The sequence below is a fragment of the Bacillus sp. SG20033 genome (assembly GCF_044570195.1).
In the GTDB taxonomy this organism is placed as follows: domain Bacteria; phylum Bacillota; class Bacilli; order Bacillales; family Bacillaceae; genus Bacillus; species Bacillus subtilis.
In genome coordinates, this window is record NZ_CP172606.1 from 2,898,290 (window position 1) to 2,913,643 (window position 15,354).

The 15,354-nt window shown below is 44.4% G+C and carries 18 protein-coding genes, 1 pseudogene and 1 other annotated feature; of the genes and pseudogenes, 3 read left to right on the forward strand and 16 right to left on the reverse strand.

Annotated elements, in window-relative coordinates; genetic code table 11:
- Nucleotides 1–2 precede the first annotated feature (2 nt).
- The 5 genes from sgpA to nadB all read right to left on the reverse strand — a co-directional run bounded on the left by sgpA (nucleotide 3) and on the right by nadB (nucleotide 5,538).
- Entirely contained in the window at nucleotides 3–599 is a 597-nt protein-coding gene (sgpA, locus tag ACFVP7_RS15400) for a spore germination protein SgpA (RefSeq protein ID WP_015714450.1), read from the reverse strand.
- A gap of 147 nt (nucleotides 600–746) precedes the next feature.
- Nucleotides 747–1,910 (reverse strand): spore coat assembly protein SafA, encoded by a 1,164-nt coding sequence (safA, locus tag ACFVP7_RS15405; RefSeq protein ID WP_029946089.1) that lies wholly within the window; start codon nucleotides 1,908–1,910, stop codon nucleotides 747–749.
- A 116-nt stretch (nucleotides 1,911–2,026) separates the two neighbouring features.
- On the reverse strand, nucleotides 2,027–3,133 hold the full coding sequence (gene nadA / locus ACFVP7_RS15410) for a quinolinate synthase NadA (RefSeq protein ID WP_338730641.1): 1,107 nt from the start codon (nucleotides 3,131–3,133) through the stop codon (nucleotides 2,027–2,029).
- Nucleotides 3,120–3,989, reverse strand: coding sequence for a carboxylating nicotinate-nucleotide diphosphorylase (gene nadC / locus ACFVP7_RS15415; protein ID WP_338730642.1), 870 nt, complete (start codon nucleotides 3,987–3,989; stop codon nucleotides 3,120–3,122). Before nadC ends, nadA begins: the two co-directional genes overlap by 14 nt.
- Nucleotides 3,943–5,538, reverse strand: coding sequence for an L-aspartate oxidase (gene nadB, locus ACFVP7_RS15420; RefSeq protein ID WP_338730643.1), 1,596 nt, complete (start codon nucleotides 5,536–5,538; stop codon nucleotides 3,943–3,945). The genes nadC and nadB overlap by 47 nt, the downstream gene beginning before the upstream one ends.
- A gap of 102 nt (nucleotides 5,539–5,640) precedes the next feature.
- Here nadB and nifS point away from each other — a divergent pair, with 102 nt between their 5' ends.
- Both nifS and ACFVP7_RS15430 read left to right on the forward strand, forming a co-directional pair.
- Nucleotides 5,641–6,828 (forward strand): cysteine desulfurase NifS, encoded by a 1,188-nt coding sequence (gene nifS, locus ACFVP7_RS15425; RefSeq protein ID WP_029727121.1) that lies wholly within the window; start codon nucleotides 5,641–5,643, stop codon nucleotides 6,826–6,828.
- Nucleotides 6,788–7,330 (forward strand): transcription repressor NadR, encoded by a 543-nt coding sequence (locus ACFVP7_RS15430; RefSeq protein WP_004398582.1) that lies wholly within the window; start codon nucleotides 6,788–6,790, stop codon nucleotides 7,328–7,330. The genes nifS and ACFVP7_RS15430 overlap by 41 nt, the downstream gene beginning before the upstream one ends.
- A gap of 23 nt (nucleotides 7,331–7,353) precedes the next feature.
- Here ACFVP7_RS15430 and pheA read toward each other — a convergent pair whose 3' ends face one another.
- Genes pheA through spo0B form a run of 4 tightly spaced genes read right to left on the reverse strand, consistent with a single transcriptional unit; the run spans nucleotide 7,354 to nucleotide 10,630 of the window.
- On the reverse strand, nucleotides 7,354–8,211 hold the full coding sequence (gene pheA / locus ACFVP7_RS15435; protein ID WP_014477545.1) for a prephenate dehydratase: 858 nt from the start codon (nucleotides 8,209–8,211) through the stop codon (nucleotides 7,354–7,356).
- Between the two features lie 16 nt (nucleotides 8,212–8,227).
- Nucleotides 8,228–8,671 carry a transcriptional regulator ThrR gene (thrR, locus tag ACFVP7_RS15440; RefSeq protein ID WP_003222630.1) on the reverse strand — a complete coding sequence of 148 codons (444 nt, stop codon included), beginning with the start codon at nucleotides 8,669–8,671 and terminating at the stop codon, nucleotides 8,228–8,230.
- 60 nt (nucleotides 8,672–8,731) lie between these two features.
- The gene (obgE, locus tag ACFVP7_RS15445) at nucleotides 8,732–10,018 is read right to left on the reverse strand and encodes a GTPase ObgE (protein ID WP_029727119.1); all 1,287 of its coding nucleotides are present in this window, start codon (nucleotides 10,016–10,018) and stop codon (nucleotides 8,732–8,734) included.
- Nucleotides 10,019–10,051: 33 nt separating this feature from the next.
- The gene (gene spo0B, locus ACFVP7_RS15450) at nucleotides 10,052–10,630 is read right to left on the reverse strand and encodes a sporulation initiation phosphotransferase Sop0B (RefSeq protein ID WP_014480451.1); all 579 of its coding nucleotides are present in this window, start codon (nucleotides 10,628–10,630) and stop codon (nucleotides 10,052–10,054) included.
- Between the two features lie 77 nt (nucleotides 10,631–10,707).
- Between spo0B and ACFVP7_RS15455 the strand changes: the two are divergent.
- Nucleotides 10,708–10,773: pseudogene (locus tag ACFVP7_RS15455) on the forward strand (hypothetical protein); the annotation flags it as partial.
- Nucleotides 10,774–10,950: 177 nt separating this feature from the next.
- Here ACFVP7_RS15455 and rpmA read toward each other — a convergent pair.
- The 7 genes from rpmA to minC all read right to left on the reverse strand — a co-directional run bounded on the left by rpmA (nucleotide 10,951) and on the right by minC (nucleotide 15,338).
- Nucleotides 10,951–11,235, reverse strand: a complete 285-nt coding sequence (rpmA, locus tag ACFVP7_RS15460) for a 50S ribosomal protein L27 (RefSeq protein ID WP_003222623.1) — start codon at nucleotides 11,233–11,235, stop codon at nucleotides 10,951–10,953.
- A 12-nt stretch (nucleotides 11,236–11,247) separates the two neighbouring features.
- Entirely contained in the window at nucleotides 11,248–11,586 is a 339-nt protein-coding gene (locus tag ACFVP7_RS15465) for a ribosomal-processing cysteine protease Prp (RefSeq protein ID WP_396582439.1), read from the reverse strand.
- A 2-nt stretch (nucleotides 11,587–11,588) separates the two neighbouring features.
- Entirely contained in the window at nucleotides 11,589–11,897 is a 309-nt protein-coding gene (gene rplU / locus ACFVP7_RS15470; RefSeq protein WP_003229668.1) for a 50S ribosomal protein L21, read from the reverse strand.
- A 13-nt stretch (nucleotides 11,898–11,910) separates the two neighbouring features.
- Nucleotides 11,911–11,986 (reverse strand) — a sequence feature (ribosomal protein L21 leader region).
- A gap of 61 nt (nucleotides 11,987–12,047) precedes the next feature.
- Nucleotides 12,048–12,914 (reverse strand): stage IV sporulation intramembrane metalloprotease SpoIVFB, encoded by an 867-nt coding sequence (spoIVFB, locus tag ACFVP7_RS15475; RefSeq protein WP_004398649.1) that lies wholly within the window; start codon nucleotides 12,912–12,914, stop codon nucleotides 12,048–12,050.
- The gene (spoIVFA, locus tag ACFVP7_RS15480) at nucleotides 12,907–13,701 is read right to left on the reverse strand and encodes a stage IV sporulation protein SpoIVFA (protein WP_087614643.1); all 795 of its coding nucleotides are present in this window, start codon (nucleotides 13,699–13,701) and stop codon (nucleotides 12,907–12,909) included. The genes spoIVFB and spoIVFA overlap by 8 nt, the downstream gene beginning before the upstream one ends.
- Before the next feature lie 148 nt (nucleotides 13,702–13,849).
- The gene (gene minD / locus ACFVP7_RS15485; protein WP_014664846.1) at nucleotides 13,850–14,656 is read right to left on the reverse strand and encodes a septum site-determining protein MinD; all 807 of its coding nucleotides are present in this window, start codon (nucleotides 14,654–14,656) and stop codon (nucleotides 13,850–13,852) included.
- A gap of 1 nt (nucleotide 14,657) precedes the next feature.
- On the reverse strand, nucleotides 14,658–15,338 hold the full coding sequence (gene minC, locus ACFVP7_RS15490; protein ID WP_004398901.1) for a septum site-determining protein MinC: 681 nt from the start codon (nucleotides 15,336–15,338) through the stop codon (nucleotides 14,658–14,660).
- Between the last annotated feature and the right edge of the window lie 16 nt (nucleotides 15,339–15,354).

A 15,354-nucleotide genomic window follows, 5' to 3' on the forward strand; every position in this document is an offset into this window, starting at 1 on the left:
TCCTAGCGGTTGTTCATTTTATGAAGTTTTCTGAACAGCCCTTTATCTGTTGATACTTGGACGTCACGGCCATTTGCATAGTTGCGCGCTGCTTTTACGACATTATCTCTGTCAGACTTTGTGAACTCTCTGTGGCTTTTGACTGCGATAACTACTCGGTCATCCGATACCATAACTTGTGTGTCATTGATGTTTTTCACTTGTTTCACACGGTTGGCAATTTTTGCAGCCAGTCTTCTGTTTTCTTGGTTGTCATACCCGTTGTTCGCTGCATTCCGATTCATGTTTCGGTTATTCGTGTTGTTATATGTTCCGTCAGTTGCCAAAGGAACACGATCGTCAGCAGTAACACGGTCACGGTTATTTACATTCGTGGTGTTTCGGTTACCGTCGTTCTGATCCTCCATTAATTCAGAAACAGGACCATCGTGGTCGATTCCGTCTCCCTGTCTATCGGCGTCATTTTCATTTGTATAATATCCGATTGGACGGGTATTGCCGTTATTCCGCGTATCATTCATAGCATTATCGTTTGCTCCGCATGCTGTTAAGCCGGCTGTCATTAGAATCAGGCTAGCGATCGTCATTTTTTTACCCAATGGAAAAACCCCCCGTGGACGAATTGAGCATGTTTGCTCGCTTTTATCATGTGCGTATGGGGGGCATGTTAAGCGTGTCAGTTCTCTCCATTTGGCAGTGATCTGCTTGAAAACAAAAAAAGGAACGATTTACATCGTTCCGAACGATCACTCATTTTCTTCTTCCGGCCGGCCAAACATTTGGTTTACAGAAGGCTGATTCGTCATTGGCATAGAAACTCCTGCCGAATATGGGTTTGGATTTGGGTTAGCTGTGCCATATGGCATATTAGGGCTTCCATAAGCTCCCATTCCCGAATGGCCAGGTGCAGAGAAATATGGCTGATGATCACCGTCACAGCCGCAGTCGTCATGATCTTTGTATGGCATGTAACCATGAGCCGCAGCAGGCTGGTATGCTCCCATTACTTGGGGAGTGCCGTAATAAGGGCCATACGGCATATGTCCATACGGAGATCCATAAGCCGGAGATGCGTATTGCGGCGCACCGTATGAACCGTAATGTCCGTGATGGCTGTTTTCATGATGCTGGTTTTCATAACCCGGGTCATACTGAGGCGATACAAAGCCTGGCTGGTATCCATGCATCGGATGCATTGGAAAAGCCTGTGCCGGATAGTACGGATAGCATAATCCTGATCCTGGAAGAATTGGCGAAACAGGCACCGGACACGGTACGAAATGAGCCGGATAATGATAATAAGGCTGAACAGCCGGCATCGGCATATTCGGAACTGTGTGATGAACGTTTTCCTCTTCTATACCGCCTACCTCTGGCGCCTTTGGCATATTAGGCATATTCGGATAATTTGCATTTTCCATATTACTCATAGCCTCCTGTTGTGGAAATTGGTCTTGCATATGATACATATGATCCATATTTCCGTCATGATGTTGTTTCGGCTCCTCCGGTTTAGGAGGCGACCAAGGCTGGAAAAGCTGTTTCATATCATAATAATCGTTCACATCAGCTTCAGGGTACACATTTTCCTGCAAATTAGGCATCGGCGGGACATACGGCATGGACTTCTTTTCTTTCGGCTTTGTGTCTTCTACATCGACAACGGATTTAGGCTTCTCTTTCGCATATGGATGTTCTTGCTTCACACTCCCGGCCGCAGGACTTTTGCCCGCTTTTGGCTCTTTTCTGACCGGGACTCCTTCTGACGGCACTTTTATTTTCATTCCAGGCATGATTAAGTCTGGATTACTAAGCTGTGTATTGAGTTTTTTCACTTCCTCAACATCGACTCCGTACTTTTCAGCTATTTTCCAGAGCGAATCGCCTTTTTGAACGATATGGATTTTCAACGTTTTCCCCTCCTATGCAAAACGTGAACAGTTCAGCTGTGATTACAATATGTTTCTTCACAACATATGCCTGAACAAAAGAAGTTATGAGTAAAGGAAGGGAAAATATTTCTGATCTACGTGATCGAAAGCATTCGATTCAGGGCAAGGAGTGCATCTTCCTGAATGGCTTTTGGCACCTTGATGACGCCTGAAGGTTCTCCTTTTTCAATTTGTTCCAGCGACCACAACAAATGCGGCAAATCAATTCGGTTCATTGTCAGGCAAGGGCACATGTCAGGGTTGAGTGATTCGATTTGTTTATCTGGATGCTCGTGAATGATCCGCTGAACAAGATTCATTTCTGTCCCGATTGCCCACTTGCTTCCCGCCGGAGCCTGATTGATTGTGTCGATAATATATTTCGTTGATCCGTTATCATCGCTTAGTGTCACGACTTCGTGTGAGCATTCCGGGTGCACAATGATCTGAATGTCGGGGTCTCGCTCTCTCATATCATGGATATTTTTAGTGGTGAATTTCTCGTGAACAGAGCAATGCCCTTTCCACAAAATCACTTTCACATTCGTATGCCCGGATTCAGCTACTAATTCATCTTTCATCGGGTCCCACACAGCCATATCTTCAAGCGCAATGCCCAGATCATAAGCCGTATTTCTCCCTAAATGCTGATCAGGCAAAAATAAAATTCTTTTTTTCTGTGTAAACGCCCATTCAAGCACTTTTTTCGCATTCGAAGAAGTCACAGTTGCTCCGCCATGCTTTCCGACGAATGCCTTGATCTCCGCAGTGGAGTTCACATAAGTTAAAGGTATGATCGTATCTCCAAATATATGCTGAAGCTTCTTCCATGCCCTATTGGTCTGCTGCATGTCAGCCATGTCAGCCATAGAACATCCAGCTCTCATATCTGGCAGGACGACCGTTTGCTGCTCGCTTGTCAGCATATCGGCGGTTTCTGCCATAAAGTGAACGCCGCAAAATAAGATATAATCCGCATCTTTGTTTTTTTCCGCTACTTGAGCCAATTGCAGGGAGTCGCCTGTTTGGTCAGCAAATTGTATCACTTCATCCTTTTGATAATGATGGCCTGGTATAAAGAGCCTGCTGCCGAACTTTTTCTTAATGGCGGCAACGCGCGTTTCCATATCCTTTCTCGATAGTTCTTTATAACTTTCGGGCATCATATCATTCGATAGTTTGATCACATCAAGAATTGACATAACGGCATTCCTCCACAGATTCATTTGATAACGTAACATCCATGCTGATATCTAAACTTTTGACGGAATGAGTCAGAAATCCTAATGAAATATAATTCACACCCGTCCCTTTAAAAGCAGGCAAAGATTCTAACGTAATCCCGCCAGAGGCTTCAGTTTTTATATGATCCGGTGTGAGCTTTGCAAAATGACGGACCGTATCAGGCGGACAGTTGTCAAACATAATGACATCCGCGCCAGCTGCAATTGCTTCCCGCAGCTGTCCCTCCGTTTCAATTTCCACCTCGATATTTACCATGTGCCCTGCGGCCTGACGGGCTTTTTTGCACGCCTCTAAAATAGAACTGCATGCTGCGATATGATTATCTTTAATCATGATGCCGTCATACAAACCGAATCGATGATTATACCCGCCGCCGGCTCTGACAGCATATTTCTCCAGCATTCTGAGCCCCGGTGTTGTTTTTCTCGTGTCACAAATTTTAATCTGTTCATCATCCAGACACCGAACAGCCTCTCTTGTCATTGTCGCAATTCCTGACAGCCTCTGAATAAGATTTAATACCACCCGCTCTCCTGAAAGGAGCGCAGCTGCGGGACCGTGTAACTCGGCAATCACTTCACCTTTATGCAACATGTCCCCATCTTTTTTGTGTAAAATGATTTGAACATTTTCGTCCAATAACGAAAAGCCTTCTTTTATGATCGCTGCTCCTGCAAAAATACCCTCTGACTTTGCAACAATCTCCGCTTCACAGCTCTGTTCTCCAAAAATAGACTGCGATGTAAGATCCCCTGTCCCAATATCCTCAAGAAAAAAGTGATTCAGTAATTTTTTCAGCTGTAAATGATTCATTGTTCCAAATCCCCTCGTTTTTTCTGATCTTCGTTCCTTTTTTTGTATGGACAATTTGTCTTCCTTGCCAGCTCACCTCAGCATGAGGAAAATCGGTGCGGAAGTGAGCCCCTCTGCTTTCCTCCCGCAAAAGCGCAGAAAACGTCATCAGCTTTGCAGTTTGCCATAGATGAGAAAGTTCCATCTGCCGAATTGTGATATCCTTCACATTTACTTCCTGAAAAGGCAGCGTATGAAGCCAGATGCTAAGCTCAATCAAACTGCTTTGTTCCCGCAGAATAGACATGTGGCTTGTCATTTTGCTTTGCAGTTCATGCCCCTCTATATCCGGCACCTCGTAGAAGACACTGGTTTCTAGCCCTGATTGATATTGCCTGTTATAAACCGGTTTTTGGATAATATGCTCTGCTGCCCTTTTTCCAAATACCAGCGCTTCCAATAAAGAATTGCTTGCAAGCCGGTTTGCTCCATGTAAACCGGAGCATGCTGTCTCGCCAATCGCATAAAGCCCCGGCACTGTCGTTTCTCCCCAGCGATTAACTGAAACACCTCCCATTAAGAAATGCATTCCCGGAGCAACAGGAATTTTTCCGCTGTGGATATCAATCCCTGCTTTTTCACAAATAGCGGTGATGGTAGGGAAACGCGTTTCAAAATCAGAAATCGCACTGAAGTCTATATAAACGCGATTTCCTTTTGCCATTTCTTCGTGAATAACCCGTGAGACAATATCTCTTGGAGCCAGGTCACCTAAAGGATGCCGTTCAGCCATAATCCTGCGGCCGTTTTCGTCTACTAAACATCCGCCTTCCCCTCTGACAGCTTCTGAAACAAGCCCGTAGGAAACACCATTTTTCACAAGCAGTGTCGGGTGAAACTGAGTAAACTCCAAATCCGTTAATTCCGCCCCGGCCCGGTAAGCCAGAGAAAGACCGTCACCTGTGACAGTGAGATCATTCGTATGGTGAAGAAACAGGTTTCCACAGCCGCCGGCAGCCAGCACAACTTCGTCTGCGTGCCTTACCTTGAGCCGCCCTTTGCTGTCTTTTGTCATGACGCCGATACATCGTCCGTCCTCTATAAGCAAATCTGCTGCCGTTTCATTCTCGATTAACTTGATTTTGCTGTTGATCCGTTTGAGCAAATAATCGATAAGCAGCCTGCCTGTTGCGTCTCCGCCTGCATGAAATATGCGGTTGTATGAGTGGGCCCCTTCTCTTCCAAGACAAACACCGCCTCGTTCATTGCGGTCGAATGGAAATCCACGCTCCAATAGGCTTTGAACTATCATTTTTCCATCATGTAATACGTCTGCTGCAATAGCTAGATTATTATGGCCGCACCCTGCGTATAACGTATCCTCCAGATGGGCTTCAATCGAGTCATCTTTTGCATAGGCCGCAGCAATCCCGCCTTGTGCATAGACAGAATTGCTGTTTTTGACGCTTTTTTTTGTGATAACAGTCACTTCGTATGAGGGCGGGAAAGCTGCAGCTAAGGAAAGTGCCGCCGCTCCTGAACCGATGACTGCAATCGTCTTTTTAGACATATGCCATCCTCCTGTTGTTTACACCTGTCTTGACACCTATATTTACACAAGGATAAAATAAACTCAAGAGTTTTTTATGGAGAACGGATGGAGGAAGACCGGATGATTTATTTAGATTATGCAGCGACAACGCCTATTTGTGAGGAAGCCCTTACTGTATATCAGAAGCTTAGTATGGATATGTACGGAAATGCCAGCAGCCTGCATGATGCAGGAGGAAAAGCAAAGCACATACTGGAGTACTGCCGTGAAAAAATCGCCAACATCATTGGCGGAGAAGCAAGCGGCATCTATTTTACAAGCGGCGGCACTGAATCCAATTTTCTGGCCATTCAATCATTGCTAAACGGCCTGCCAAAAACGAAAAGACATTTTATTACAACTGCCATGGAGCATCAGTCCATTCACAATTGCGCTGCTTTTTTGGAACAGCAGGGATATGATGTAACAGTCATTGAACCGAATGAATACGGGCTTATTACCGAGGAAATATTACTAGCCCATATCCGGCCGGAAACAGGCCTTGTATCTATTCAGCATGCAAATTCTGAAACCGGGATCATTCAGCCCATTCACCGCCTGTCTTCATACCTGCACAATAAGGGCATTCTTCTTCATTGCGACGCTGTTCAAACGTTTGGAAAGATCCCGATCAATACAAAAAATCTGGGAGTAGATGCACTCTCAATGTCCAGCCATAAAATCCACGGTCCAAAAGGAGTAGGGGCGGTCTATATCCGTCCGGATGTCCCTTGGAAACCCGTTTATCCTCTGACTACTCACGAATACGGATTCAGAGCCGGCACCGTAAATGTTCCCGGGATCGGTGCCTTCACTGCCGCTGCAGAATTGATCGTAAGCGAAATGGAAAAACAGATATCCCGCAATGAGGCATTAAGAACATACTTTCTAGACCAGATCCGTATTCGGTCTCTCCCTGTAACCCTTGCGGCAGACACTTCGCAAGCAGAATGTCTTCCGCATATTATAGGGTGTTTTTTTCACTCATTTGAAGGACAATATGTTATGTTAGAATGTAATCGGAGTAATATTTGCATTTCAACCGGCAGCGCTTGTTCTGCAGGTTACCACGGTCCGTCTGAAACAATGAAAGCATTAAGAAAAACCGAACAAGAAGCTCTGCAATTTATCCGCATCTCTTTTGGCAGGCATACAACAGCTGAACAGCTGGAACAGTTATTACATACGTTTACAGTGCTTTGGGAACAAAAGAAAGGAGAATTTGATATTGACCGAAGAATTAAAGCTAATGGGCGCCAACAGGCGTGACCAGCTTCTTCTGTGGCTGAAGGAATCTAAATCACCGCTGACAGGAGGAGAACTCGCAAAAAAAGCGAACGTTTCAAGACAGGTTATTGTACAGGATATATCGCTCTTGAAAGCGAAAAATGTACCGATTATCGCCACAAGCCAAGGATATGTATACATGGATGCAGCCGCTCAGCAGCACCAGCAGGCAGAAAGAATCATAGCATGTCTGCACGGTCCTGAACGGACAGAAGAGGAACTGCAGCTCATCGTCGACGAAGGCGTTACAGTAAAAGACGTAAAAATCGAGCATCCCGTGTATGGAGATTTAACTGCAGCCATCCAAGTAGGCACCCGGAAGGAAGTTAGCCATTTCATTAAAAAAATCAATTCTACGAATGCTGCCTACTTATCACAGCTGACCGACGGCGTGCACCTGCATACACTGACAGCACCTGATGAACATCGCATCGATCAAGCTTGCCAAGCCCTCGAAGAAGCCGGCATTTTAATTAAAGACTAAAAAAAGCCCTCTAGAGGGCTTTTTTATAATTGGTAAGACTGGTATGCACCCAGGAGCTTCACTTTGCAGCCGAGCGCTTCAAGCTCCTGCATGGCCCCTGGAATCAATACATCATCAAACGCTTTCTCAATATCAATAATAAAGAAATAATGGCCTAATCCGGTTTTAGTCGGACGTGACTCAATTTTTGACAAGTTTAAATTCCTCCAAGAAAATGCAGACAGCACTCTATGCAGCGCCCCGGACTGATCATCCTGCGGCAGCATGACCATTAAGGTCGTTTTGGGCCTAGAACTCAATTTTGAATTCACTTCAAAAGATATGTTTTCATCAGGAGACAGGATAACAAATCTTGTATGATTGTCCCTATAATCCTGTATATCCCGTTTCACGATTTTTAATTCGTATGTAGAAGCTGCCATATCATTGGCAATGACCCCGATATTCAGCTCGGGATGGTCACTGACAAACTTTGCTGCCGCCCCGGTAGAATTGGCGTATTCATATGGAACGGAAGGAAAATGTCGATGAAGAAATTTATGGCATTGCGCAATCGCGTGTGAATGTGAGTAAATTTTGTCGAGCTCTTTCCATGCATTCTCTCTAGAGGGATGGACGAGCAAGTGCTGATGAATCGGCAACGTCATTTCACCCACGATTGGCAAGGGCTGTTCATGTATTAAATAGTCTATTGTTAGATTAACAGATCCTTCTAATGCATTTTCCAAAGGAACAAAAGCAAAATCAACTTCGCCTGCAACGGCTGCATCTATACACTCCGGAATGGTGCGGTAAGCAACATGTTCGGCGCCGTTTTGAAAACAAGAACTGACTGCTAGATGTGTAAATGTAGCTGCTGGACCTAAATAACCGACTTTCATGACGATTTTCTCTCCCTTATGCACCTGAACCTAATATTTCAACCTTTTCTACAAAATCAAACTTCCTGAGTTTATTCATTAATGTATGAATGTCTTCTTCCATTGCCGACGTACTGATAGACAGTGTCACATTTGCTCTGCCTTGAAGCGGAATGGTCTGGTGAATGGAAAGAACGTTGCTTCCAGAATCAGCTACCGCCTGAAGAAGCTGAGATAACGCACCTGACCTATCCTCCAAATGAAAGAAAAGTGTGATAATTTGTTCTTTTACCATGGTGTAGAATGGAAAAACAGCATCCCTGTATTTATAAAACGCACTTCTGCTTAAATCGACCTTTTGAACGGCATCTGCTACTGAATCTGCTTTTTTTCGATCAAGCAGCTTTTTGACTTCTAATGTTTTTCTCATTGCATCGGGCAATACATCTTCACGGACAAGATAAAATGTCTCCTCTTTCATTTGCATCCCCCCTTTAAAATAGAGAGCCTGGCACCAGGCTCTCTTTTCAGCCAACATTCATTAATCAATAAATTCAAATTCAAATTCCAGAAGCCTGATTATATCTCCATCCTTGGCTCCGCGTTCTCTGAGTGCTTCATCAACACCCATTCCGCGCATCTGTCTTGCAAACCGTTTAACCGATTCATCACGTGAGAAATCAGTCATCTTGAATAACCGCTCAAGGCTGTCTCCTGAAAGCACAAATACACCGTCTGGATCGCGTGTAATGTTAAATGGCACTTCTTCATTTTCCATCGTGTACATGACACGGTTTTGTGTAAGCTCTTCCTCGTCATACAGCGGGAATTCCGGTGTGTTCTCAAGCTGATTGGCAACCTCAAACAGAAGCTCACGCAGACCTTCTCTTGTCACCGCACTGATCGGGAATACCGGATAATCATCCGTCAGCTTTTCTTTAAAGGCTTCGAGATTTTCCGCAGCCTCCGGCATGTCCATTTTATTTGCAACGATAATTTGCGGACGCTCAGTGAGACGCAGATTGTACTCGCTCAGCTCCTGGTTAATCGTAAGATAATCCTCATACGGATCACGGCCTTCTAAGCCTGACATGTCAATGACGTGAACAATAACCCTCGTCCGTTCAATATGGCGCAAAAACTGGTGGCCCAGGCCGATGCCTTGGTGTGCGCCTTCAATCAGTCCTGGCAAATCAGCCATGACAAAGCTGCGTCCGTCATCCGTTTCAACCATGCCGAGATTCGGGACAAGCGTTGTAAAGTGATAGTCCGCAATTTTCGGTTTTGCAGATGAGACAACAGACAGCAAAGTCGATTTTCCCACACTCGGGAACCCGACAAGCCCGACATCCGCAAGCACTTTTAATTCAAGAACAATGTAGCGTTCTTTTCCCGGCTCGCCGTTTTCTGAAAGCTGAGGCGCGGGATTAGCCGGTGTAGCAAAGCGGCTATTTCCTCTTCCGCCTCTTCCGCCTCTTGCAATGACAGCCCGCTGTCCGTGCTCTGTTAAATCAGCGATGACCTGTTTCGTATCATCGTCTGTCACAACGGTGCCCGGCGGAACTTTAATGACCATATCATCAGCATTTCGTCCGTGCTGGTTTTTGGACATGCCATGCTCGCCGCGAATCGCTTTAAAGTGTTTTTTGTATCTAAAATCCATCAGGGTGCGGAGACCTTCATCTACTTCAAAAACGACGTCTCCTCCCTTTCCTCCGTCACCGCCGGCAGGGCCGCCTTTCGGCACATATTTTTCACGGCGAAACGCAACCATACCGTTGCCGCCGTCGCCGCCTTTTACATATACTTTGACCTGATCTACAAACATAATGTCCTCCGTTCTAAACCGTTAAAAACTCCGCTAGTCCAACCCTATTTCAATCAAACATTCGTGACTCGTGATTTCAAAACGCATGATGTCAATGTCCTCATATCCATTCTGCCGAATATCATCAAAAGCAGATGGATCGGCAAAGGCGCCGTGAAAATCAAGGTACAGAATCAGCTGTCTGTCAGGATGATCTGTTTGAAGCGAAACCGTTAAATGATTTTCACTCTCTCTGCTGACTGCTTGATCAAACAGATGAAACAGCTTTCTCATCAGTTTCGCCAGCTTTTGATCATAAGCCGACAAATCCTTAATTTCTCCGAGAACTTCATATTCAAGCGTCATATAATGGGTTTTCCAATTAAACGTAAGAAAATCAAACGCCAAATGCGGTGTTTTCAGGTTTGAGAGCTTTGATTCGTGCTTTGCGTCTATAACCATTTCTTCAATCATTTCAAAGACGCGGTCATACTTCTGCAAGCTTAAGTTTCCTTTAATCAGCTGCAGCTTATTCATCCAATCATGCCGGGAATGGCCAAGCAGATGAATCAGTTCGTTTGTTAATGCCGTGTCGCTTATATTTTCTTCTTGATTTTTTGAAACATCCTTCATTTTCGCACTCCCAATCATTTAATTTCTTATTTAGGAGTCTGTATAAGTGTGTATTATGAATTATAACAGAGAAGGCTTTGTTAGAAAAACAATTGTTTTTCCCAGAAATATCATGTTCCTTTTTTCTGGCTTTGGTTGATTTGTAGCCAGGCAGAACATTTTATGTATTACTGCTTGGGGAACATATCCAGTGGGTTTGAGATGTTTATTCTCATTCTTGGCGGGGTCTGCTCGCACATACTCTGCATTTCATTCTAGGTGTTTACTCCGCATATTGCAAAAAAAACTCCAGTCATCATCGACCGGAGTTTTTTGAATCATTATTGAGCTACAGGATATACGCTCACTTTTTTGCGGTCACGGCCGAAACGTTCGAATTTAACAGTTCCGTCGATTTTCGCAAATAGAGTGTCATCTCCGCCGCGGCCCACGTTTTCACCTGGGTAAATTTTTGTTCCGCGTTGACGGTAAAGGATAGAACCGCCTGTTACGAATTGACCGTCAGCACGTTTAGCACCTAAACGTTTAGCCTCAGAGTCACGTCCGTTCTTTGTAGAACCTACTCCTTTTTTAGAAGCGAAAAACTGAAGATCTAATCTAAGCATGTAGCTCACCTCCTATATTATGTTTGTGGTCACACGCAAGTTGTCTTTGTAATCCCGTTCGATTGTCTCCAGCGAAACAATCATGCCTTCAATCAGCAGCTGAGCTTTTTGGCGTGCCTCTGGATCAAGAGATTCAGGGAATTCAAAATAAAAATAACCCCCGTCCTCCCCTATATCAAGAAGCGGCTCGAAGCCCGCGAGCACAATGACCGCGTTAACGGCTCCAAACACAACGGCTGTCACTCCGGCACAAACAAGATCTTGTCCATGTTCAGCAAAATTCGCATGGCCCGTCATTTCAAAAGACAATATGCCTTTATCATGAGACCTCCTGATTGTTGCCCGAATCATGCTTACGCGTTGATTTTTTCGATCGTCACTTTAGTGTAAGGCTGACGATGACCTTGTTTTTTATGAACGTTTTTCTTTGGTTTGTATCTGAAAACAGTGATTTTTTTCGCGCGGCCTTGTTTTTCAACTTTAGCCGTTACTGTTGCGCCTTCAACTGTAGGGTTGCCGACTTTCACGTTGTCTCCGCCAACAAACAAAACGTCTTCAAAAGTAACTGTTTCACCTGCTTCAGCAGCAAGTTTTTCGATGTAAACAGTTTGGCCTTCTTCAACTTTGATTTGTTTACCGCCTGTTTTAATGATTGCGTACATTCTCTGCACCTCCTATTAGACTAAGACTCGCCAGATACCAGGGGGCTGTAAAAGCTCTTAACACCTGTACTGAGCGGTTGTAGCAATGGTGCTACATCCATAACATTAAAAAATATACCAAAATACAAGGCGTTTGTCAATCAGTTTTAGTTAGTAGGGCAGAAGCAGTTCCTCCATGGAAGAATTCGTCCGCTTATCGGCAAAGTAAGCGTGCAGCACTTCATTCTCGTCAAGCTGGCTGAGCTTTTGGCCTGATTTTTCTATAATAATCGGATGCTTACAGCCACGTTTGAACTCGGCCATCACATGATAGACTTTATCCTCCGCCTTTACTGTCAGCGGCAGAAGTTTCTCAAGCTCCCTGTTTTTTCCGTAATACCTTTCGAGGAGAAATCTCACATGGATATAGTGCCTTTGCCGATATTCCTCAAACAAGGAAACAGCCAGAAAGACAAACAAAACCCATGCGCTGATTTGCAGAGGAATCACGAATAAAACCCAGCACCCGAGCAACAGGCAGAAGCAGAGCGACGTTTTTAGATTAAGCCGGTGAGCCTTTTGAAAAGGCAGCTGTTTGGAAAACAACAAAAATAACAGTTTTCCTCCATCCAGCGGCCAGATCGGCAGTAAATTGACAAATAAGATAGAAAGATTATAAAAGGTGAAGAGTTCAAAGGTATGCTGATGAATCACTGAGACTTCTGCAAGCATCCAGGCGGCAAACTGAAGCCAGATGTGCTGAAGAGGGCCGGCAATAATGACCGCAAACTCTTCCTTTAACGGCCGATTCCCGTGCTCTTCCACTTCGACCGTTCCGCCAAACGGCAGCAAAAAAACACGCTTGATTCTCCAAGAAAAAAACACAGCCAGAGCAGCATGCCCCAGCTCATGAATCAATACAATCAGGAGCAGACATAATAATGCTTTCATATGGCCTGTGAGCAAGCCCAGCGCCGCGATAATCCAAAGAAAAGGATGCACATGGATCTTTAAGATAAGGTCGAGCCATTTATTCAAATGAAATCACCTGAATCGGATCAATAAATTTATCGCCGTCTTTCATGGCAAAATAATAGACCCCTTTATTATGATCATCAAGCTTAATCGAACCGAGCTTTTTGCCTTTATCCACAAAATCATATAAAGCAACATCCACATCTTTGAGCTCGCCATAGATACTATAGGTGTTGTCAGCATGCTGCACCTTAACCGTCAGTCCCGTCTGGCTGTCTTTGCTGACTTCAACCACATAGCCTTCTTTTACACTATCAATCTTATCACTGCTTGTTTCGACTTTAATTCCTTCCCCATTGTCCTGAAAATCCTGCTGTACTTTCCCGGATGCAGGCGCGATCAGATCTTTGCCTACTTCAATCTGCTGTTCCTTATTTTTGTGTTCAGGAGCCAGGAAAGCAAGCGGATTTCCGAATTTGGTTTCGAACCAATGGCTTGCTGAGGCAAATTGAAATTCAGTTTCAAAGGTTTTGGCTACGGCGGGTTTAATCTGACTGACGGGTCCAATGTTTGTTTTATAGGCTATAGCTGAAACGAGAACTAGGCAGGCCGACAGAAGACATTTCAGGATAATTGAATCTGTTTTCACCAATGGGTGTTTTCCGTTGAATGTTGGCATGTTATCTTCATAAACCGGGATTGTTCCATGTTTTTCCTGATCCGTTACCATCACCCAGGACGGGGGTTTCTGCTTTTCAGAAACTGTCTGAGTAGAGAAACGCTTTGAGCCGGAAAGCTGCTTTCTTCTTTTCTCTAATCGTTTTCTGATTTCATCTGCTCTGTGACTCATTGCCATCATCCTTTGCATTCGTTGGGTTTGTACATCATATGTCTTGTCCATGGCAAATATTCGGTTTAGTCAAGAACAAAGCAGGCAAAAACAAAAAAACCTGACACAGCATATGCTTTGTCAGATTCTTCTCTTTGATTCTATCACATTAAGATCTTACGCCGAAAAATGACTTAATCTTAGCCATCATTCCTTTGTTTTGCTCTTCAAGCACCTGTAAAGGAACAGATTCACCTAAGATGCGGCGGGCAATATTGCGATATGCAATAGAAGCGCGATTTTTAGGGTCCATCGCAATTGGTTCACCATGGTTGGAAGCTTTGATGACTTCATCATCATCAGCCACGATTCCAAGCAAATCGATCGACAGATGCTGTACGATTTCGTCGATATCCATCGTGTCACCGTTTTTCATCAGGTGATTTCTGATTCTGTTTACAACAAGCCGCGGCGATTCAACATTTTCTTCTTGCTCCAGCAGCCCTATAATACGGTCAGCATCACGAACAGCTGAGATTTCAGGCGTAGTGACCACAATCGCTTTATCAGCTCCGGAAACGGCATTTTTGTACCCTTGCTCGATTCCGGCAGGACAGTCTATGATGACATAGTCAAATTCCTGTTTGAGCTCTTGGACCATGTTTTTAATTTGTTCAGGAGCAACAGCTGTCTTATCGCTCGTTTGAGCAGCGGGCATTAAATAGAGCAGATCATCGAAACGTTTGTCTTTTACGAGCGCCTGATGCATTTTGCATCTGCCCTCTACAACGTCTACCAGATCGTAAATAATTCTATTTTCAAGACCCATTACAACATCAAGGTTGCGCAGTCCTATATCAGTATCTACTAAGCATACGCGCTTCCCTAAAATGGCTAAGGCGGTACCGAGGTTCGCAGATGTTGTTGTCTTACCTACTCCGCCTTTTCCCGAAGTTATTACGATAGCCTCACCCAATTCACATTCCTCCCTCAAGCCTTGTTAGATCAGGTCTTAAATGAGCCAAATGTTGAAGGCGTTCAATGACCATATTTCCGTCTGTATCTAAATAAGCACATTCCATTTCGTTCCCTTTTTGAATGTGGTCTGGGGAGCGATTTAACACATGATTGATTCTTAATTGTGTCGGAAGCATTTCAGAGGCGGCGATGACCGCTTGATTATTTCCATTAAATCCGGCATGCGCGATTCCTTTCAGTGAGCCCAGAACAAAAATGTTCCCTCCGGCCCTGACTGTTCCGCCGGGATTCACGTCACCGATCAGGAGCAAGTCGCCTTTTACCTGCAGCACTTGGCCTGAACGGACAATTTTTGAAACAGAAATAATTTCGGCTTCCTCTCTTATCTGCTGTGCTTCTTTTTTAGTAATGACTTCACTGTCAATAGAATGAACAAACAAATCTTTCTTTGACGCAATCAATTCGGTTAGCTGTTCCTCTTGCTCCTTATATAAAAAGCGATTTCCCAGCTTAACATGAACGCTGATTTTCTGGCCTTTTCCATCGGTATATTGTTCAATTGACAGCATATTCTGAAGACCATCGAGAAGCTCATCAAAAGAACACGCATCATCCAGATGCAATGTTAGTCCATTCTTTGTTCCTTTTATTGTTACATATTGCTGCTTTTTGGTCTTCACAATATTCACCTCAACA

Coding starts and splice junctions, on each gene's coding strand:
- nadA (WP_338730641.1), bottom strand. CDS start 3,133: ATGTCAATTCTTGATGTGATCAAACTATCGAATGATATGATGCCCGAA.
- nadC (WP_338730642.1), bottom strand. CDS start 3,989: ATGAATCATTTACAGCTGAAAAAATTACTGAATCACTTTTTTCTTGAG.
- nadB (WP_338730643.1), bottom strand. CDS start 5,538: ATGTCTAAAAAGACGATTGCAGTCATCGGTTCAGGAGCGGCGGCACTT.
- nifS (WP_029727121.1), top strand. CDS start 5,641: ATGATTTATTTAGATTATGCAGCGACAACGCCTATTTGTGAGGAAGCC.
- pheA (WP_014477545.1), bottom strand. CDS start 8,211: ATGAAAGTCGGTTATTTAGGTCCAGCAGCTACATTTACACATCTAGCA.
- thrR (WP_003222630.1), bottom strand. CDS start 8,671: ATGAAAGAGGAGACATTTTATCTTGTCCGTGAAGATGTATTGCCCGAT.
- obgE (WP_029727119.1), bottom strand. CDS start 10,018: ATGTTTGTAGATCAGGTCAAAGTATATGTAAAAGGCGGCGACGGCGGC.
- spo0B (WP_014480451.1), bottom strand. CDS start 10,630: ATGAAGGATGTTTCAAAAAATCAAGAAGAAAATATAAGCGACACGGCA.
- rpmA (WP_003222623.1), bottom strand. CDS start 11,235: ATGCTTAGATTAGATCTTCAGTTTTTCGCTTCTAAAAAAGGAGTAGGT.
- ACFVP7_RS15465 (WP_396582439.1), bottom strand. CDS start 11,586: ATGATTCGGGCAACAATCAGGAGGTCTCATGATAAAGGCATATTGTCT.
- rplU (WP_003229668.1), bottom strand. CDS start 11,897: ATGTACGCAATCATTAAAACAGGCGGTAAACAAATCAAAGTTGAAGAA.
- spoIVFA (WP_087614643.1), bottom strand. CDS start 13,701: ATGAGTCACAGAGCAGATGAAATCAGAAAACGATTAGAGAAAAGAAGA.